This window comes from Pseudomonas sp. C1C7, assembly GCF_013359595.1.
Classification (GTDB): domain Bacteria; phylum Pseudomonadota; class Gammaproteobacteria; order Pseudomonadales; family Pseudomonadaceae; genus Aquipseudomonas.
Genome location: NZ_JABFMP010000007.1, coordinates 119,526 through 138,287, shown reverse-complemented (window position 1 = coordinate 138,287; position 18,762 = coordinate 119,526). Strand labels below are relative to the sequence as shown.

Sequence of the window (18,762 nt, the reverse complement as noted above, 5' to 3'; positions counted from 1 at the left end):
TCGCGCTAAATGCGCAGAAAGGCTCGGCCCAGGCGCGACAAGGATCCTGCGCAATCCGCTACGCAAAAATAGTCAGAATTCAGGGGTTTACAGAACCCACCCAATCGCTATAATCGTCGCCCTGACACGCCGGTATAGCTCAGATGGTAGAGCAACTGACTTGTAATCAGTAGGTCCCGGGTTCGATTCCTGGTGCCGGCACCATACAAGGTTCCAGAGAAGACTTTCAAAATCTCTGGAACCCCCGAAAAACCCGCCTTATGGCGGGTTTTTTCGTTTTGGCGTTCCGTCGGATTCCGTCAGAAACTGGTGGATTCCAAGCGTTTTAGGGGTAAGGTAATTCGATAAAAGGGGGAGTACCCTTATGTCGCGCACCACTGCTCCACTCTCCGATTCGGCTTGCCGCTCAGCCAAGCCCACCGACCGCGCCTACAAGCTTTTCGACGGCGACGGGCTCTACCTTCTAATCCAGCCCAATGGCCGTAAAGGCTGGCGTCTCAGGTATGTAAAACCTGATGGACGCGAAGGACTGACCTCGTTCGGCAGCTACCCCGTGGTCGGACTCGCCGATGCGCGCAACAAGCGCCTGGAGGTCAAACGGATGCTGGCGAAAGGCATCGACCCCATTGAGACCAAACACCAAGCCAAGACGCAGGCCGCAATCAAAGGCCGAACCTTTGAAAGCGCTGCACTGGAATGGCACAAAGCGATGTCTGCCAAATGGGCACCGGGTCATGCAAAGACGGTTCTGAGCCGCCTCAAAACCCATGTCTTCCCACTGATTGGTGCTCGCTCCATCGTCGATCTGGACACCCATGACCTGATGCAACCTCTGGAAGCGATCCAGAAGCGCGGCACGGTTGACGTCGCTTTAAGGGTACAAAACTACCTGCAAAGCATCATGCGCGAGGCGAAACGTGCTCGACAGATCGCGGCAAATCCTGCCTACGACCTTGAAGGTTTGATCAAAGCCCCGAGGGTGATTCACCGCCCTGCTCTACCCTTATCGCGTCTGCCTGAATTGCAGGAGCGTATCGACACCTACAGAGGCCGCGCACTTACCCGGCTGACGGTCATGCTCTCGCTGCATGTGTTCGTCCGCTCCAGCGAACTGCGCTTCGCCCGCTGGAGCGAGTTCGACCTCAAGCGCGGCACCTGGGAGATACCGGACACTCGACCCGCGCTGGACGGCGTACCCTTTTCAACAAGAGGTACGAAGATGGCCGGGGACATCCACCTTGTACCCTTATCGCCGCAAGCCGTGGCCCTGCTTGAACATATCCACGCCCTTACCGGCAAATTCGACCTGGTGTTTGCAGGCGATGCCAAGCCCTGGAAACCCATGTCTGAAAACACGGTGAACAGCGCACTGAGAAAGATGGGCTACGACACCAAAACCGAAATCTGCGGCCATGGCTTTCGTTCAATGGCCTGTAGCGCGCTGATTGAGTCAGGACTGTGGTCCGAGACCGCCATTGAAAGGCAGATGAGCCACAAAGAGCGGAACAACGTTCGTGTGGCCTACATCCACAAGGCAGAGTTCATCGAGGAGCGCAGACTGATCATGAACTGGTGGAGCCGGTACCTTGAGGCGAATAGAAAAGAGCATGTCACGCCGCATGAGTTTGCGAACTGTAGCGGCGCTACAGTTACACCACTTAAGTCGGCGAAAAGCCCCAAATGCGGGCTCAGTCCGCTGCGTATCGAGTAGGCTCATGTAGGGATGAACCGCGAAGGGATGGCACAGTACTGGCCACCAGCGTCTCCCAAGGCTATGATCCCAAAACCCCCTTCAGTCGGAATGAGGCAACTGAAGGCTTCAGATTGAAACGTAAAAATCTAAATGTGATAACGAGTATTAAATAGCCATAAATAAAGGTCTTAACGAATCAAGGAAGAATATAATTGAGCAGCCTAGAAGATTCGTCACTTTATATTTCAGTAGATGAGCTAGACTACCAATCATGCATCGACGTAATTGAGCACACCGAAACAATAGATGAAGCAAAAGCAAACATTCGAATACATCATCTAAAGTTTGATGGGAACGGTAGACCAATGTCCAAGGCCCTAGCCGAGCTACTTTACCAATACATAATTGACTATTGCATAGCCTCGAAAAACAGGCCAGAAACCCTAACAAACAGACAATCCGCACAACTAACAAAAGAGGCACGAAAGTTATTTAGACATCCAGAAATATCAGAGGATGATCCTGACAAAACTGGAGAGGCTGGTGAAACACTTCTTTTCTTCCTAACAGAAGCAATTCTTAGAGCCCCTCAAATCGTTGCAAAAATGGAATTAAAGACGAATAGGCGTTTGGAGTCAAACGGGTCTGACGGCATCCATATGCGCTGGTGCGAACAAGATCAATTAGTGGACTTTTACTTTGGCGAGTCAAAACTATACAGTTCGATTGATGGAGCTATTACATCTGCACTGAAAAGCATTAACGAATTCCACGACAAAGAAATATATAAGCACGAATTTACAATGATAACAAAGCATTTCAAATATACTGATGAAAACACAAAAAATGCAGTTATTGATCTAATTAAGCTTGGCGAACCTGGTCCTGGGGCTCGCATCAACCATGCATGCCTAATCGGCTACAACTGGAAAGAATATCAAAACATACACAAAATCAAACAAAGCGATCTTTCTAGTCAATTCCGCCAAATGCTACTTACCGAAAGCAAGAACATATCTAAAGCACTAAACTCAAGGTTTAGCGATTTTGAAAAAAAACATCTTAACTTTGAAGTTTTCTTCCTCCCATTTCCATCTGTCCAGCAGTTTCGTGATGAATTCAACGCAGCCCTGGACTAAACCATGAATATCGCCGAAGAATTTCAACCCCAGATAGCAAAGCTTTACAAGCTAAACATAGAGTCGCTACTCCCAATCCCAATAAGCGCTGCCTCGATTACAGAAGGCGAAATTAAAAAACTTATTGGGGTATCCTCGGCGCTTTCCCTATCCGAAGAGCCCAGCGATCTAATTCTGTCTTACGAAATAATGAGTAGACTTATAGAGTCTACCGAAGAATCCGCCATAGATATAACTTCTGCAGCAGACATTATACTTTCTAGGCTAGGGAATTTTCCAGGACGCACACTATTGCGCAGTCGTTACACGCAAGATGAGCGACCCAGCATTCCTATTTCTCTTGCATTGGAAAGAGTTGCACGCGAGGCCGAAAATTCCACCAACGAGGGAATTCTTTTAACGGATTTTCAATATAAGCTTTTAGAAGCCTTACAAAAGCAATCATCCTTAAGTGTCTCCGCGCCTACTTCAGCGGGAAAATCGTTTATCCTCAACATAGACCTGGTCCGCCGATTAAAGTCTTGTACAGAAAAGGTCGTTGTATACATAGTACCAACACGCGCTCTAATAAGTGAAGTTTCAAACCGAATCCGGCAAACACTTCAGCGTGAAAACATAAATGACACGACGGTTCGAACCGCGCCATTTCCGCTGGAAACAGAATCGAAATTCAAAAGCATTGTATATATTCTCACACCTGAAAGACTTCTAACCCTTCTAAAGCCAAAAAATAACACGCAACAGATTTCCACACTTATCGTGGATGAAGCGCATGAAATTCAAAAAGGGAATCGAGGGATAGTACTACACAATGCAGTTGAAATCGCACTGTCGAAACATCCCAAAACGTCGCTTATGTTTGCTAGCCCTCTCATAAAGAACCCTGGATACTTACTAAATTTATTTAAACGCAATGATAATGGGCAGTTCTTCACCGAAACAGTTTCACCCGTATCACAGAATATCTTATTAATTTCCGAAGTTAACAAAAAGCCTAACATGGTTAACGTTTCGCTGCTCACGAATAAATTTGACATCACAATCGGGGAGCGCCATGTAAATTTCCGCTTTAGAGACAGCATCTTCAAGCAAAGAGCAAACCTAGCTTATGCGATAACAAAGAACGATGACTCTACAATAATATTTGCAAACGACCCCAGTGACGCAGAGAAAATAGCAAGCGAGCTTTCCTCACTCAATAAAAATTTCGAACCAAGCAACAACATTAAAGAATTTGTTAGCTTTATTAAAAGCGAGATCCACGAAGAGCACGGATTGGTAAAAAGCCTGCAAAGCGGTGTAGCTTTCCATTATGGAGACATTCCTTCCATTGTAAGGGCTGGTATCGAAGATTTATTTCGATCTGGAGAAATCAAATACATATGTTGTACCAGCACCCTATTACAGGGGGTCAATCTTCCCGCAAAGCACATTGTGATTGACAACCCGTACAGCGGAAAAAATCCAATGCTGCGATCGGACTTCTTAAATCTAGCAGGAAGAGCCGGCAGACTTCTCCAGGAGTTCCATGGCAACATCTGGTGTATAAGACCAGGAAGTTGGGTGGACGAATCCTACAAGGGCGACACTCTACAAGAAATAAAATCATCCATGGATAAAATTATGGGTGACGGCGGAAAAATTATTCAGGAGCTTATAAACGAGTCTCTAACTGATGAAAAAGAAAAGGAGATAGCCGAAGCTGGATTTAGTAAGCTTTTTCATGAAAGCATGACGTCAACTGATACGGAACTAACAGCAAAGTACAGTACCTCTGACACCGCCGACATTTTCAACGATAACTTAATCCATATAAGATCGCTTGAGGTCACGCTTCCTTATGATATTCTTGAGGCCCATCGATCATTGAGACCAGATCACCTCCAACATATTTACAACCATATGATTGGAGCGCTGAGCATTGACCATCTTTCGCTTTTGCATCCGTTCGAGGTTGGCGGAAAAGAAAGAATGTCAAATGCTGTGGATCTCGTTTGTGAGTATTTTTCTTGGGATGCACCAGTAAACTCTATAAAATATAGAAATCTTATATGTAATCTCGCACACGATTGGGTTACTGGTAAATCCATCGGATCCATACTCAAAGATCGCGTAAATTACGTCCGCAGAGACGACGATAACAAATTAAGCGCCTCCTCAATAATTCGACAAGTGTTGAAAGTTATCGAAAGCGCAATAAGATTTAGACTCGTTAAATACCTTAGCGCATACGAAGATCTTCTAGAGCTAGCTTTATTGGAAAGAGGGTTCTCCAAAGAAGACGCTCAACAGGCTCCCTATCACACTTTCCTAGAGTTCGGCTCATGTAACAAAGTTGAATTAGGTCTGATGTCAGTAGGCTTTTCAAGATTTACTGCGCTTAGATTGAAGAAAATCATCGGGAACACAGACGCCGTAGATGTAGAAGATTACTTGGAAGCTCTTTCGAAAATCAATATCAACTCAATCGACCTTCCGAAATTATGCCTGAACGAGCTAAAAAGTATTTTGGGACGATAATTAACAGTATTGCCTATCCTGAATTGCACTATGCCTCTTCAATCAGGGTCCATTTCAGCATAGCTGCAAAGCCGCCCTGCTGAAATGGACCTCACTTAAAAATCTAAAGCCCAAGCAACTATCTGTGGAAAACCACTGATTTCCACCGGTGGATAATTTCATCCACAGCCGCAGAACTCCCAAAAATTCGAGCCTTGACCCGGATTATCCACAGGAGTAAAAAGATCGGGTAAAGCGCTGTCCCTGACAGCAACCCCAGGTAGCCAGAACCTTTAGGCTACGCCACACCGTGGTGGTTCTCCCAAAGTGCGATTAGCGTCCGGCGGCTCGCACGGTCACAGCGATGTGATGGATGCCTACTTTTACCAGTGCGCCCACTGCGGCAACTCATCCCCTTTCATAGCTGACCGCGGCAACCTATCCGCTTGGCCATTTCCTTGCGCCAACCTGCGCCCGTCTCTTTCTTCTAGAAAGAGACGGGCGCTCCTACCGCTGCCGCAGCCCAACTCGTACAAGGCTTTGCCGCATTCCCCCTCATGACAATCGGCGTGACAAACACCGAAAAGTCACCAGCAACAGCGATGCCGATGATGGTGCCGCAGCCCACGGGATGGACTGCACCTGACTGACAGTCAGGTATGCCCCGGTCATCGCATCACTGCCTTCACCCGACTCAGGATCTCGCGGCGCAGGTCTAGTCAGCCAGTGCAACCTCCACCCGCCCACCGGTATCGGTGTTCAGGAGGCCAGATCATGAGATGCCCAAGCTCCCGGTCGTAAGGGGCCGCCAGTCCCGCGTTAGCGGACAGCCCTCACAGGCCGCAGGGGCCTTGATCCCTGATAACACTCAACATTCTTGGCGGGATGACGAGAGGGAAGGTTTGAAGTGTTTGGTTTCGAGAGGCGTACGTCCGAGGTATTTTGCAAGCGAAAAGCCAAAGGCCGTCCTAGATCTGATGCCCACCCCTTCGCCCATCCAGCGCAGCCTCGGATCCATTCGCCAAGCCCCCCCTTGGAAAGCGCACGTCAAAAACGACTGATTATTGCCATCCGACCTCCACACAGATGTAGTCGCTATCTGCTATTTTTGAGTAAAATGGGCTTAAACCCGGGATCGGCCTTGCAGTGGTTGTGAATCAACCCAACAGATTAGGCCAGTAGCTGGATAAGAATTTGTAACGGTAAATTGCGTAATACCGAATTGATACAATGCTAAATGGAGGGATTGCCAATCATGAATCGAGCTTTTGAGCAAACATTGCAGGCACTGCAGCGGCTTCAGAGCGAGCATGATAATATCGCCCATAAGGATATATTGAGTTTTGATTTATATAAACGCCTTAAGCATATGGTTCTTCACTTCTATAAATATGCCGGAAAAATCCAAGAGGCTAGTGACGCAAACGACAAGGCAGCTTTGCGTAAAATCTTGATCGACGCCTTAATTATATGCTTCGCATCAGCAAATGCTTTAAAGCTCTCGTTAAGCTCCGTAATATCAACAGATGAAAACGCCACAAACCTTGACGAGTTATGCAGAGTTCTCGCCAGGGATAATTTAAACCAAGATATTTTCATGTCCTCCATTAGAGATTTTCTGCTTATTGGAGGAAGAATGGCTAAAGTTATGGAGTCCTCGGACCATATGGAGGATGGGAACCCACGCTCCGAAATGAGGATGCTGGTACCAAAACTTACAGTTAGCGTCATGTCAAACTTAGGCCGTCTAGACGGAGGGCTTGAGGCTTACATCAAAAGCCGCTTTTCCGAAATAGAAGAGCAGTGGACTATATAAAATCTATATAACGGGAGTTTCTCTTTGGCATTTTGGAGTGGCGAAAAATTAGCTCAGCACCTACCTAGTCTTATAACTCCATATATTAGCTCAAATATAGACTGCGCTTCGTATAAGCTTTCTGTAGGTGAGCAAGCGTTTGTAACATCTGAGCAATTGGAATCTACTGAGCCAGCAGCGAAGCTAGTGACCGTATTAGGCACGGCTCCGGATAATATGCTCAGAATTGCACCAGGACAATTCGCATTCATCTTGACGCTAGAAAATATCAAGGTGCCGATCAATGCATTGGCCCTAATTTCAATGCGTGCGAAATACAAATTCCAGGGTTTGATAAACGTATCAGGATTTCACGTAGACCCGGGCTGGGATGGGAAGCTTTTATTCAGCATATATAATGCAGGACCTCAAGCTGTCGTCGTCGAAAAAGGCGAAGCCATGTTCTTAATCGTCTATTCAGATCTAGACCGAGATTCTAACGAAATATATAGGGGAGGTTCCCAAGGACAAAACTCTATCAAGCCTGATCTTTTGACAAAATTAACATCCCAGACTTTTTCCCCGCAAGTATTGAAACGTCAGCTTGATCAAGTGCATGAAAAGCTGAGCAATCTACAACTTAGAATGGGAATTACCGCTAGCGTTGCAACTGCAATCGGCATCGTTCTTGGCATCATAGTAGCTGGGTTTGCTCTATTACCAAGCTGGACGGGAGTGGTAATCGCTAGAACTTTGGATTCTGCAGGTTATGAAATTCGTCAAAAACCAGATGCAAAAGAAACCTCAGAAAAAAATCCGCTGCTATATTCACCACGAACGCAGAATTCTGTTGAAAAAAAATCTTCAACTGAGAGCAGCTCGTATGGGCGTGAGCTATGAACGACCTCTTCCCTCAAGAACCGTTAGCTATCCTCTCAGAGGATAGAGTATACCGCTATTTTTTATCAAGACAGTGGGGGATATCAGGCAAAAAAATAGCGTTTATTGGTTTAAATCCATCTACGGCCGATGCGGAAAATGATGACCCGACGATTCGACGTTGCATAGCATTCGCCAAAGCTTTTGGCGGCACGTCGCTATCGATGGTTAACTTGTTCGCACACCGCGCTACAAATCCGAGCGAGTTACTAATAGCTAAAGATCCTGTAGGCCCTGACAACGACTACTGGCTTGAAAAAACCATTTTATCATCAGATTTGGTAATCGCTGCGTGGGGAAACCATGGCAGCCTACTTGATAGAAACAAGCTAATAGAGAATAAATACTCAAACTATTTATACGCTCTGGCCATAACGAAACAGGGCATGCCTGGACACCCACTATATCTCCGCAGTGAAGTTACGCCTGTGAGATATTACTCCCAGAACACTACCACCCAGTATTCGCAGAAAGAATAAAGACATCACAAAATACAAATAACAATTCAAAAGTCGGGAGAAAGAAGTTGGATGGATTAGGTTTGTTATGTTTAGGCGCTAGCGCGGGTGTAGTCACGGGCTTTATTGTATCAAAAACTCGATTTCCTGCTGGTTTGGGGACTGTTCTTGCTTGTCTGCTACCAATCTTACTAGCAGGGACAACTGTTTTCTCGGTACCGGAGCTAGCGAAAAGTACATCGATCGAATTATTTCCAGTCGGCCTACTCGCTTCGCTGATGTGGATGCAAGCTGGGCCACTATTGATGGGAATCAGTTCCCAGCCAACCTCTCGAAAGATATTAATATCCGCATATGGGGTCAGCGCCTTAAGCCTAACTATTGCAGCACTAAAAATTGTTTACTGCAATTAGGCATCGCTTATTTCACAGCAGCTTTCTCAGCAAATATAAATACTTACTTGACTTACCGACTCCCCTACCGATAGAGCATTACGCCTAACTGGAATACCCTACATGCTTCTGAAAGCCCGCGCTCACTTTCATCGCGGCGTCTACCAAAGGCAAGTCGATTAGAGGTAGTATTAGGGGTAGAACAGTTAAATCATTTAATAAAAGTTCGGCAATTTAATAAGTTAGCTGCACATTCGACTCCTGGTGCCGCACCATACAAAACAACGCCCTCGTAGAAATACGAGGGCTTTGTTGTTTCTGAAGCGTCCACTTTTTGTCCACACACTGAAATCTGTGGGAGCGAGCCTGCTCGCGATGAAGCCGTCAAGCCCACCGACGAGCTGCTAGCCAACGAAACGACCTCAACCAAACAGCATCCTCTGCCAATGATCCTCACCCACAATGGCAATCGAGGCTCCCGCCTCCCGTAATTCCACTGCCTTCATGATCTTCGTTCCGTAAGTACTGTGGCGCCACTGCTTATTACCTACGCTACCGACCACCAGGTAATGCACCTTCTTGCTCACACCACCTCCAATCAAACCGCCCCGCTCTTCGACCAGCACCTGACAATTCCTACGCGGACCAAAGGCCATGCCCCCCCTGAATACAAACGTCCGGCCACTCCACACCCAATCAGGCACAGGTGAATTGAAAGGTAGGTCCGTAGGAGTGACGGCAATCAAAACCCAATCCTAAGCACCGTCCTCCACATATTCCGCCACACCGACCGCCAGTGCTTCTTCCAATTCCGCTCCCACCACCCATCCTCATTCATCGGAATCTCCTGAATATCACTCCCAGTCACAGCCGCGGCATACTGACGATAAAGCATCGGAAACACACAGTGCTGCTTCAGCCGTTGCTTGAACAAAACGTCAACAGGCTTTCCGCAGTACGGTGTTTCAGCCAGGATCTGACACGCTTCGCGCGAGATGATGTAGGCATGGAGTGCAACCACTCTCCCGCGCGCGATGAAGGGAAACCACGTTAGCCAGACCTGTCCCACGGTGTAGCCCAGATGCAATGCGTGAAATCGTCTTGTCCGCAGGAACAGGTTTATCCAGCGGATTTGTGTGGGGCAAATATCGTAGGGTTGCGCGTCGTCCTCGAAGATGAGGATGCGCTGCCAGTTTTCGGCCAGGACTCGTTTGGCCAGCGCTTGATGGGACTCATAGCATCCGCGGATCGGGTCACTGCAGCGTTCCACGAGCAGGAATTCGATCGGATTGGCAATCCGGGTTGCGACGGTTCGCCCGAACAATGCCCGCCTGTCTTCGCGCGCACTCAAGGAAATGCAGAATGCGCGATCGACGTCCAAAGACACCTTGTTCATTGGGGACCTCATCAGCGACGGCCCAGCGCAGGCATGTCTTTCGACATACCGTGATGTAGTTGATCGCGATGCATTTGAATCCCTTCAATGATCATTGCGCAGCGACATGCCGTGCAAAGGTAACAATGATCATCGGAATCTGGCTACCGCGTATGTCGGACCCTTCCGAGATTAATGCTCATTAATCCGCGCAAAACGAAGCCCTCGTATCGCTACGAGGGCTTGGTCATTTCCACTATTTGTAACCCGGCGCTTAGTGACCCGCGCTCTGACCGCCGTCAACGTGCAGGATTTCGCCAGTCACGAACTTGGCGCCATCCAGGTACACCACCGCGTTGGCGATGTCGTCGATCTCGCCCATGTGGCCGACCGGGTGCAGGGCGCCCAGGGCGGCGTGGGTTTCTTCGCCGTGCATCGGGGTCTTGATGATGCCTGGGGATACGGCGTTCACCCGGATGCCGCGCTTGGCGTATTCGATGGCCAGGGATTTGGTCGCCGCGTTCAGGCCGCCCTTGGTCAGCGAGGCCAGGACCGATGGCACGCCGTCGATGGCGTGGTCGACCAGGCTGGTGGTGATGTTCACCACGTGGCCGCTGCCGTGTTTTTCCATCTCGGCGATGGCCAGTTGAGTGATGTAGAAGAAGCCGTTGAGGTTCACCGACAGCACGTTGGCGTAGTCTTCGGCGGTGTACTGGGTGAACGGCTTGGCGATGAAGATACCGGCGTTGTTGACCAGGGTGTCGATGCGGCCGAAACGGGCGATGGCTTCACGAATCACGCGCTGGGCAGTTTCCGGTTCGCCGATGTCACCGGCCACGGTGTGGATGTCCGGATCGGTGGACGGTTTGATCGAACGCGAAGTGGCGACGATCTGGTAGCCCAGTTCACGGAAGGCCTTGACCATGCCGTCGCCCAGACCTTGGGATGCGCCAGTGATAACGATAACTTTTTTCGAATTGCTCATGATGTATACCTCTAACCGATAATGGGATCTGAAATTTGATGAATCAGGCTTCAGCAGGGGCCGACGCCATTTGCCGCAACACTTGCTCGTAGTACTCGACCGACTGCGAGCCGGACACCAGGTGACGACCGTTCAGGACCACGGCCGGGACCGAATTGATGCCGCGCTGCCGGTAAAACTCCTCAAGTTCACGCACTTCGTCGCCGTATGCGCCCGACACCAGCACCTTGCGGGCCTGAACTTCGTCCAGCCCGGCTTCACCGGCCAGGCGCACCAGCGTCTGCTGATCACTCGGGTTCTGGCCCTCGCTGAAGTAAGCGCGAAGCAGGATCTTCTTCAGCGCCACCTGACGCCCCTCTTCCTGCGCCCAGTACAGCAGCCGGTGGGCGTCGAACGTGTTGTAGAAGTGCGTGCGTTTCTCCAGGTCGAACTTGAAGCCGATGGCCTCACCGCGAGCGATCTGCATCGCTTTGCCGGAGGCAACGTCTTCGGCGGTGCGTCCGTATTTGCGCATCAGGTGCTCGACCGCTTTCTCGCCTTCGGGCGGCATGTTCGGGTTCAGCTCGAAGGGCTTGTAAGTCAGCTCCACCGAGATCTCACCCGCCACGTTCGCGATCGCCTGCTCCAGCGCCGTGGCGCCCAGTGCGCACCAGGGGCACACCACATCGGAGACGAAATCGATGATCACCGGCGCGGTCATGACTTCCCCTCTTCCGCCAACTGTTTGCGGTACTGGGTGGTGGTAATCCCGGCGTAACCCCAGTTGTCGGTGTCGACTTCCTCGATCACGATGTGGGTCAGGTCAGGGCGTTTGTTGAGAACGCGTTCCAGTGTTTCAGTGATTTCGGCGATCACCTGAGCTTTCTGCTCAGTGGTCACGCCATCGCGGGTAATGCGGACACTTACGAAAGGCATTGAGGAGTCTCCAGTGACCTTCCCGTCGGGATGATGGGAGAGGCGTTGGAGCTCAATTTAGGGATTTGAGTGGAGGGGAAAAAGATGGGGCGGGGAACATCATTCATTACGCAGTGTAATGATTAAAACTGGATCAGAGGGTTATAGCTCCAGAGAATACATACAAATATTCGCTGGCAGACTTATCCTGGATGCAGGCCACTTCCCAAAACAAATCTGCCAATTTGTGATTCAAATCGCTTCTAGATCACGCAACACTTCAGGATGCTGACTGGCGACGCGCAATAGAGTCTGTGCAGCCCCCGTAGGTTGCCTCCTCCCTTGCTCCCAATCCTGCAAGGTTCGCAAACTGACCCCGATCAGCTCGGCGAACGCACTTTGAGAAATGCCCACTTTGGCCCGCGCTTCAGCGGCGGCTGACAAAGGCACCTCAGTTACACGCGCAGCTTTGCCGGCTTTCATTTGCCGCACAGAGTCCAGCAAGTCCTGCTGGAATTGCTCCAGTTCATTGACCATTGCTGATTTCCTCCTTCAGTTGCTTGAGAAAGGCCGCGGGTAAGTTGTCGAACTTCGCCTTGGTGTAGGCGATCAGCAACCAGATAGAACCTTCCGAAAGCGTATTGTAGTAAATGACACGTGTGCCACCTCGTTTGCCCATCCCACTCCGGGACCAACGAACCTTGCGTAGACCACCGCTGCCAGGAACCACATCACCGGCCAATGGATTCGCAGCCAGCCAGGTAATGAATTCATGACGTTCGCCATCGTCCCAGATGGATTCAGCGTAACGCTTGAAAATTTCGGTTTCGATGATTGTGAACATGGAGCGAACTATACGGCCTTGCCGTATAGCACTGCAATGGACGTCTATCTGATTCAAGCCGACAACGATTTTGCCAATGTCCGTCACCAGTCCGTCAGAAATTTGCAGGTTTGCTTCAACAGTCAGCAGTCACCGCCAGCCACCAAACGCGCACAAAAAAGCCCCGACACGTCGGGGCTTTTCCTATCTCAGCCCCACATCAGGCCTCGATCCCAAACCAATCATCAGAAGATGTTGATCGGGTAATCCACAAACACGCGCACTTCGTTGCCGCTGACGTTGTACTCGCTCGACTTCTGCGACACGCGCAGGATGGAGCTGCGCAGTTTCACGCTGAGGTCTTTGGCCGGGCCGCTTTGGACGACGTATTTGAACTGGTTGAAGATTTCGCGCTCGGTGCCGCCTGTGCTGGTGGAGGTAGTGATGTTGTCACCGCGCACGTAGGCGAAGTTGTAGCTCAGGCCCGGTACACCGAAGGAGCCGAAGTCCAGGCCGTAGCCCAGTTGCCAGCTGCGTTCGTCTTCGGCGTTGAAGTCGGACCAGTAGGAGTTGGCCAGGTAGATGGTGTTGCCACCGTCACCGATGCGACCCTGATCCTTCTGGTAGCCGCCGTACGGGTAGCCCAGGTTGCTGTCGCCGGTGCTGCGCTGGTAGCCGAGGGTGAACGAGTGCGGGCCGGTGGCGTAGATGGCCGCCAGGCTCCAGATCTTGTTGTCGTCGCCGGTCAGGTTGTTGGCATCGACGTAGGAGCTGTCCAGCTTGGTGCGGTAGCCGTTGAAGTCCAGGGTCAGGGACTGATCCTTGGACAGCGGGAACACGTAGTTGGCGTTCACGTATTGCTTCTTCAGCACGTCTTCGACGTCGGAAGCGTACAGCGCCGCCTTGAACTGTTCGGTGAACTGGTAGCTGCCGCCCAACACGTTGATCGACTTCAGGCCACCACTGTCACGGCCTTCGGCGCTTTTACGCGATTCGGCGGTGAAGCGACCGGCATTCAGTTCCAGGCCCTTGATCTCTTTGGAGGTGATCAGGGTACCGGTGTAGCTTTCCGGCAGCAGACGCACGTTGTCGTAGCTCAGCACTGGCAGCGCTGGCATCTGGTCGCCGTAGGTCAGCGTGGTGCTCGACAGGCGGAATTTGACTGCCGCGCCGGCCTTGGCCAGGTCGTCTGCAGGCTCGCCGCTGGCGCCTTTCTTGAAGAAGTCGATACCTTGCGCGCCGCTGCGATCTTCGCTGCGCTCCAGGTTCAGGGCGTACAGGCCGAAGGCATCCACGCCGACACCGATGGTGCCCTGGGTGAAGCCGGACGAGAACGTACCGATGGCCGCCTGGCCCCACTCGGACTTGTCGGCGTTGCCGTCTTTGAAATCACGGTTCATGTAGGCGTTGCGCAGCAGCACCTTGAGGCTGCTGTCTTCAACGAAACCCTTGGATTCGGCCTGGTCGTTAGCCATGGCCTGTGAAGCGCTCAAAATCCCCAGAGCGATCAGGCTGATTCGCTTGTTCAACATTTTGTTTTCCTTATTACGGGTTGAAACGCGCTGTGTCGAACGGCTGAAACGGCACTATCGCGCTCTTTTTTCATTCGGCAAACAAAAAGGCCCGCCCACGACGAATCGCGGCGGGCCTTTTTATTATTTTCGGGTTATGGCGGTCTGCCACAGGCGTTGGGCCGAATCGTAGCTGCGGCCTTAACGGTGTGTCAATTTCATGAATCGTCTTGAATTAGGCAAAAAACGTCTAAGAAATGAATTTACGCAGCAGAAAAATTCGATAGCAAGCCAATGATCCATCCGCCGAACGAAGCGAAACCGACCAAACGTAGCAATTTCGACACAATTGGAAACAAACCAGCACAATGCTTTATCAAGAATAATTAACGCAAGTAAATAACAAGCATTACCATTCGCGCCGTTCGAGCTACACCCCTAAAAATTCCACGGATGCGCCTTTCAATGCCTGCCCCTTTTCGCCTGCTGCCCTTCAGTCTTGGGCTTTCCGCATTTCTGTCTGCCGGTTTTACCTGTGCTGCCACCACCACTCTGCCTGCCACCGCGATCAGCGCTGAAGCGGAGGAAGATGACCCACGCGTCAAGGAAACCAACACCGCGACCCGCACCAATACGCCCGTACGCTACGTCCCGCAGGCCATCGATTCGATCAAAACCGAGAACGTCGCCGATTACGGTATCAACGACCTGGGCACGGCGCTCAGTGGCATCCCCAACGTCAGCAGCGGCGCCGATACCCGCTTCGACAGCCTGCGCATTCGCGGTTTCGATGCCAGTAACGACTTCTACCTGGACGGCATCCGCGACGACAGCCAATACGTGCGCGACTTGCACAACATCGAGCGCATCGACGTACTCAAAGGCCCCGCCGCCGTGTTGTATGGCCGTGGCAGCCAGGGCGGGATCGTCAACCGGGTCAGCAAGTTGCCGGAGTTCGGCCGCCGCTCGACCATAGAAGCCCAGGGCGGCAGCGACGATCTGCGCAGCCTGTACGCCGACCTCAGCGCCGACCCGGCCGAGAACATCAGCCTGCGCCTGAACATGGGCAACATGGATCAGAACAGCTTCCGCGACGGGGTCAGCGGCAATCGGCAACTGTTTGCGCCGTCGATGAGCTGGCAGCTGACGCCCGACCTGAACTGGCTGGTGCAGTACGAATACAGCCGCTACAACCGCACGCCGGATCGCGGCATTCCCGGGGTGAACGGTCGTCCGGCGGACGTCGGGCGCGATACCACCTACTTCAGCGACAACGATTTCATCGACGACAAGTCCCAATCCCTGCGCTCGAAGCTCACCTATGAACTGAGCGACAACTGGCAACTGCGCCAAACCCTGGGCGTGTTCAAGCTCAACAGCGATTTCGATAACACCTATCAGACCGGCTATACCCCGGCGACCAACCGGGTCACGCGCCAGCACTGGCAACAGGATCTGACCACTCGCAACGTTTACAACAACGTGGAGCTGGAAGGCGGTTTCGACACCTTCGGCCTGGAGCATCGCCTGCTGACCGGGATCGAGATCGGCAGCCAGCGGCGTGACCCGACGCTGTACACCGCCGCCACCTCGGGGCCTGGCAGTTCGCCGGTGCCCTCGCTGGACCTGAACAACCCCAACCGCGACCTGCGCCACACCGGGCGCATGCAGGTCAGCAGCAGCTCCCACACCGAGGTCGAAAGCCGCGCGGTGTATGTGCAGGACCAGTTGCAACTCAACGATCAATGGCAATTGCTCGGCGGCTTGCGCTACGACACCTTCGACATCGAGTCGACCAACAAGCTGCGGGACATCTCCGAAGACCGTGACAGCCACAGCACCAGCCCCCGTGTAGGACTGGTCTGGACTGCGCTGCAGAATCATTCCTTCTACGCCTCGTGGTCCAAAACCTTTTCCCCGGTCGGCGGCGGCCTGATCGGCATCACGCCGGGCGCTGCGGGCAACACCAACGACCTGAGTCCGGAACTGACCAAGCAGAAAGAAATCGGCGTGAAGAGCGATTGGCTGGACGATCGCCTGAGCACCACCCTGGCGATCTACGAACTGGAACTCTACAACCGCCGCACCAGCGATCCGAACAACCCGACCATCACCCTGCTCACCGGCCTGCAACGTTCCCGCGGGATCGAGCTGACCGCTGCCGGCAAGATCACTGGCAATTGGTACGTGCGTGGCGGTGTGGGCGTGCAGGACGCCACGGTCGAGAAAGACAACAACGGCTTTGAAGGCAAGCGCATCAGCAACGTCGCCAAGCACAACGGCAGCCTGTTCGTGACCTGGAAACCGGAGATGGGTTGGTACGCCGAAACCGGTTTGACCCTGGTTGGCGACCGTTATGCCGATAACCTCAACACCACCGTGCTGCCCGGTTATGGCCGCTGGGATGCGCTGGCGGGCTTCCGGCAAAAGGATTGGGATTTGCGCGCGGCGTTGAACAACATCACCGACAAGACGTATTACTCGTCGGCGACCAGTGCGGCGCAGATTCAGCCGGGGGCACCACGTAGCCTGGTGGTGACCGGGACCTACAGCTTCTAAAAGCAAAAGCTCGCAGCCTTCGGCAGCTCCTTCATTGGAATGCATTCATCCTGTAGGAGCTGCCGCAGGCTGCGAGCTTTTGATCTTAAAAAAAGCGCTGCCATCCCGGCAGCGCTTTTGTTTGTTCAATCCGTTGTTTTTCTTCTTATCCTTCCATCAAATCCCACAACGCCTCCAGTTCCGCTTCGCTGAACAAACCAGCGGGGTAGCGCTCGATCATTGTCCGGCGCGGATCAGTCTCGCTGATCGGACGCGTTCCATTGGACTTGAACCAGTGCGCCAGGATCTGGAGCGATTCACCATTTACGGCCAGGGGATGCATCGCTTGCTCGCCCACTACGTTCACTTCGGCGTTCATTTCAGCGCTCTCTCCCGGTTTGTGAGCGGCTAAATTATCCAAGGTTTATGACAGAACGAATAAGTTCTCCCCCTCCCTGTCTTGCACCCTGAACGATACAAGAGCTATGCCAAGGTCGGCGAAACGATACAAAAAAGCCCGCAAACCTTGCGGAATGCGGGCTCTGTGCTATGCAACGAGCGAAAACGTTTGCCTGAATTTTTTAATAATCAACTCAGGATGTTACGGGCTCACTCAAACCTTGTGTGGCGCCGGCTGCTGTTGGGTAAGGCAGTGAATGTTACCGCCACCCAGTAACAGTTCGCGGCCGGGAACCATTACCACTTCGTGCTGCGGGAACAGCGACTGCAGGATTTCCTTGGCCGGGCCATCCAGCGGATCGTCGAAGCTCGGCGCGATGATGCCGCCGTTGACGATCAGGAAGTTCACGTAGGAACCGGCCAGGCGCACCGAAGGATTACGCTCCTGGGTGCCATCCACCGGATCGACGCCAGCGCACTCTTCCTCGGTCGCGTACAACGGCCCCGGAATCGGCATCTTGTGCACCGTGAACGGGCGTCCCTTGGCGTCGGTGCTTTCTTGTAGCACTTTCATCGCCGCCTGGCAGCGCGGGTAGTTCGGGTCCTGCGGGTCGTCGGTCCAGGCCAGCAGCACTTCACCCGGGCGCACGTAGCAGCAGAAGTTATCCACATGGCCGTCGGTTTCGTCGTTGTACAAGCCGTCCGGCAGCCAGATGATCTTGTCCACAGCCAGGTTGGCGCTCAGCACCGCTTCGATTTCCCCGCGGTTCATGTGCGGGTTGCGATTGCGGTTGAGCAGGCATTCTTCGGTGGTGATCAGGGTGCCTTCGCCGTCGACGTGAATCGAACCGCCTTCGAGCACGAAGCCCTCGGTGCGATAGCGCGGGCTGCGCTCGATCTCGAGGATCTTGCCGCCGACCTGCGAATCACGGTTCCACGGCGAGTACAGGCCACCGTCAAAACCGCCCCAAGAGTTGAAGTCCCAGTTCACGCCACGGACTTCGCCGTTGTTGTTGATGACGAACGTCGGGCCGGTGTCGCGCACCCAGGCGTCGTCGCTGGACATTTCCACCACGCGGATGTTCGGCACATCCAGGCGGGCGCGGGCGTTTTCGTACTGGCCGGCGGAGACCGCCACGGTGACCGGTTCGAAACGGGCGATGGCCTTGGCCACCGCCACGTGCGCGGCTTGCGCCGGTTTGCCGCCCAGACGCCAGTTGTCCGGGCGCTCGGGCCAGATCATCCAGGTCTGGGTCTGTGGGGCCCACTCGGCCGGCATGTAGAAGCCGTCTGCGCGAGGGGTGCTATTCAAAGTGGTCATG

At 52.5% G+C, this 18,762-nt stretch carries 16 protein-coding genes, 1 tRNA gene and 1 pseudogene; 8 read left to right on the top strand and 10 right to left on the bottom strand.

The window, feature by feature from the left end; all coding sequences use genetic code 11:
* Positions 1-128: 128 nt before the first annotated feature.
* The 7 genes from HNO86_RS08330 (at position 129) to HNO86_RS08300 (ending at position 8,544) form a co-directional block, all read left to right on the top strand.
* Positions 129-204 (top strand) — tRNA-Thr (locus HNO86_RS08330).
* 160 nt (positions 205-364) lie between these two features.
* Positions 365-1,711, top strand: a complete 1,347-nt coding sequence (locus HNO86_RS08325; RefSeq protein WP_175376519.1) for an integrase arm-type DNA-binding domain-containing protein — start codon at positions 365-367, stop codon at positions 1,709-1,711.
* 194 nt (positions 1,712-1,905) lie between these two features.
* A complete protein-coding gene (locus HNO86_RS08320; RefSeq protein WP_175376518.1) occupies positions 1,906-2,832 on the top strand; it encodes a DUF1837 domain-containing protein in 927 nt (308 codons plus the stop codon).
* 3 nt (positions 2,833-2,835) lie between these two features.
* On the top strand, positions 2,836-5,352 hold the full coding sequence (locus HNO86_RS08315) for a DEAD/DEAH box helicase (RefSeq protein ID WP_175376517.1): 2,517 nt from the start codon (positions 2,836-2,838) through the stop codon (positions 5,350-5,352).
* Positions 5,353-6,586: 1,234 nt separating this feature from the next.
* Positions 6,587-7,147, top strand: a complete 561-nt coding sequence (locus tag HNO86_RS08310; RefSeq protein ID WP_175376516.1) for a hypothetical protein — start codon at positions 6,587-6,589, stop codon at positions 7,145-7,147.
* Positions 7,148-7,171: 24 nt separating this feature from the next.
* Positions 7,172-8,026 carry a deoxycytidine triphosphate deaminase gene (locus HNO86_RS08305; protein WP_175376515.1) on the top strand — a complete coding sequence of 285 codons (855 nt, stop codon included), beginning with the start codon at positions 7,172-7,174 and terminating at the stop codon, positions 8,024-8,026.
* Positions 8,023-8,544: a DUF1643 domain-containing protein gene (locus HNO86_RS08300; RefSeq protein ID WP_175376514.1), complete on the top strand. Its 522-nt coding sequence runs from the start codon at positions 8,023-8,025 to the stop codon at positions 8,542-8,544. The genes HNO86_RS08305 and HNO86_RS08300 overlap by 4 nt, the downstream gene beginning before the upstream one ends.
* Before the next feature lie 793 nt (positions 8,545-9,337).
* Here HNO86_RS08300 and HNO86_RS08295 read toward each other — a convergent pair.
* The 8 genes and pseudogenes from HNO86_RS08295 to HNO86_RS08260 form a co-directional block, all read right to left on the bottom strand.
* Positions 9,338-9,658 (bottom strand): annotated as a pseudogene (locus tag HNO86_RS08295) (BRCT domain-containing protein); the annotation flags it as partial.
* On the bottom strand, positions 9,658-10,311 hold the full coding sequence (locus HNO86_RS08290; protein ID WP_175376513.1) for a hypothetical protein: 654 nt from the start codon (positions 10,309-10,311) through the stop codon (positions 9,658-9,660). The pseudogene HNO86_RS08295 and the gene HNO86_RS08290, both read right to left, overlap by 1 nt.
* A 253-nt stretch (positions 10,312-10,564) precedes the next feature.
* Positions 10,565-11,275, bottom strand: a complete 711-nt coding sequence (locus HNO86_RS08285) for an SDR family NAD(P)-dependent oxidoreductase (protein ID WP_175376512.1) — start codon at positions 11,273-11,275, stop codon at positions 10,565-10,567.
* Between the two features lie 43 nt (positions 11,276-11,318).
* Positions 11,319-11,975 (bottom strand): DsbA family oxidoreductase, encoded by a 657-nt coding sequence (locus tag HNO86_RS08280; protein WP_175376511.1) that lies wholly within the window; start codon positions 11,973-11,975, stop codon positions 11,319-11,321.
* A complete protein-coding gene (locus HNO86_RS08275; protein ID WP_175376510.1) occupies positions 11,972-12,190 on the bottom strand; it encodes a 4-oxalocrotonate tautomerase family protein in 219 nt (72 codons plus the stop codon). The genes HNO86_RS08280 and HNO86_RS08275 overlap by 4 nt, the downstream gene beginning before the upstream one ends.
* A 231-nt stretch (positions 12,191-12,421) precedes the next feature.
* Complete coding sequence (locus HNO86_RS08270; RefSeq protein WP_175376509.1) at positions 12,422-12,706, bottom strand: DNA-binding transcriptional regulator; 285 nt, start codon at positions 12,704-12,706, stop codon at positions 12,422-12,424.
* A complete protein-coding gene (locus HNO86_RS08265; protein WP_046040827.1) occupies positions 12,696-13,013 on the bottom strand; it encodes a hypothetical protein in 318 nt (105 codons plus the stop codon). The genes HNO86_RS08270 and HNO86_RS08265 overlap by 11 nt, the downstream gene beginning before the upstream one ends.
* Positions 13,014-13,237: 224 nt before the next feature.
* Positions 13,238-14,524, bottom strand: coding sequence for an OprD family porin (locus tag HNO86_RS08260; RefSeq protein ID WP_175376508.1), 1,287 nt, complete (start codon positions 14,522-14,524; stop codon positions 13,238-13,240).
* Between the two features lie 444 nt (positions 14,525-14,968).
* On the opposite strand from HNO86_RS08260, the gene HNO86_RS08255 reads away from it, so the two are divergent.
* Positions 14,969-17,062, top strand: coding sequence for a TonB-dependent siderophore receptor (locus tag HNO86_RS08255; protein WP_175376507.1), 2,094 nt, complete (start codon positions 14,969-14,971; stop codon positions 17,060-17,062).
* Between the two features lie 145 nt (positions 17,063-17,207).
* Here the strand turns inward: HNO86_RS08255 and HNO86_RS08250 are convergent, their stop codons facing one another.
* Together HNO86_RS08250 and aguA are read right to left on the bottom strand one after the other, a co-directional pair.
* Positions 17,208-17,420: a hypothetical protein gene (locus HNO86_RS08250; protein ID WP_175376506.1), complete on the bottom strand. Its 213-nt coding sequence runs from the start codon at positions 17,418-17,420 to the stop codon at positions 17,208-17,210.
* A 234-nt stretch (positions 17,421-17,654) separates the two neighbouring features.
* Complete coding sequence (gene aguA / locus HNO86_RS08245) at positions 17,655-18,761, bottom strand: agmatine deiminase (RefSeq protein ID WP_175376505.1); 1,107 nt, start codon at positions 18,759-18,761, stop codon at positions 17,655-17,657.
* Position 18,762: the final 1 nt, after the last annotated feature.

Bases quoted from the DNA above. Each gene is read 5' to 3' on its own strand.
- HNO86_RS08265 (WP_046040827.1), bottom strand. From the start codon at position 13,013: ATGTTCACAATCATCGAAACCGAAATTTTCAAGCGTTACGCTGAATCC.
- HNO86_RS08270 (WP_175376509.1), bottom strand. From the start codon at position 12,706: ATGGTCAATGAACTGGAGCAATTCCAGCAGGACTTGCTGGACTCTGTG.
- HNO86_RS08310 (WP_175376516.1), top strand. From the start codon at position 6,587: ATGAATCGAGCTTTTGAGCAAACATTGCAGGCACTGCAGCGGCTTCAG.
- HNO86_RS08315 (WP_175376517.1), top strand. From the start codon at position 2,836: ATGAATATCGCCGAAGAATTTCAACCCCAGATAGCAAAGCTTTACAAG.
- HNO86_RS08260 (WP_175376508.1), bottom strand. From the start codon at position 14,524: ATGTTGAACAAGCGAATCAGCCTGATCGCTCTGGGGATTTTGAGCGCT.
- aguA (WP_175376505.1), bottom strand. From the start codon at position 18,761: ATGACCACTTTGAATAGCACCCCTCGCGCAGACGGCTTCTACATGCCG.
- HNO86_RS08255 (WP_175376507.1), top strand. From the start codon at position 14,969: ATGCCTGCCCCTTTTCGCCTGCTGCCCTTCAGTCTTGGGCTTTCCGCA.
- HNO86_RS08250 (WP_175376506.1), bottom strand. From the start codon at position 17,420: ATGAACGCCGAAGTGAACGTAGTGGGCGAGCAAGCGATGCATCCCCTG.
- HNO86_RS08275 (WP_175376510.1), bottom strand. From the start codon at position 12,190: ATGCCTTTCGTAAGTGTCCGCATTACCCGCGATGGCGTGACCACTGAG.
- HNO86_RS08300 (WP_175376514.1), top strand. From the start codon at position 8,023: ATGAACGACCTCTTCCCTCAAGAACCGTTAGCTATCCTCTCAGAGGAT.
- HNO86_RS08290 (WP_175376513.1), bottom strand. From the start codon at position 10,311: ATGAACAAGGTGTCTTTGGACGTCGATCGCGCATTCTGCATTTCCTTG.
- HNO86_RS08280 (WP_175376511.1), bottom strand. From the start codon at position 11,975: ATGACCGCGCCGGTGATCATCGATTTCGTCTCCGATGTGGTGTGCCCC.
- HNO86_RS08285 (WP_175376512.1), bottom strand. From the start codon at position 11,275: ATGAGCAATTCGAAAAAAGTTATCGTTATCACTGGCGCATCCCAAGGT.
- HNO86_RS08325 (WP_175376519.1), top strand. From the start codon at position 365: ATGTCGCGCACCACTGCTCCACTCTCCGATTCGGCTTGCCGCTCAGCC.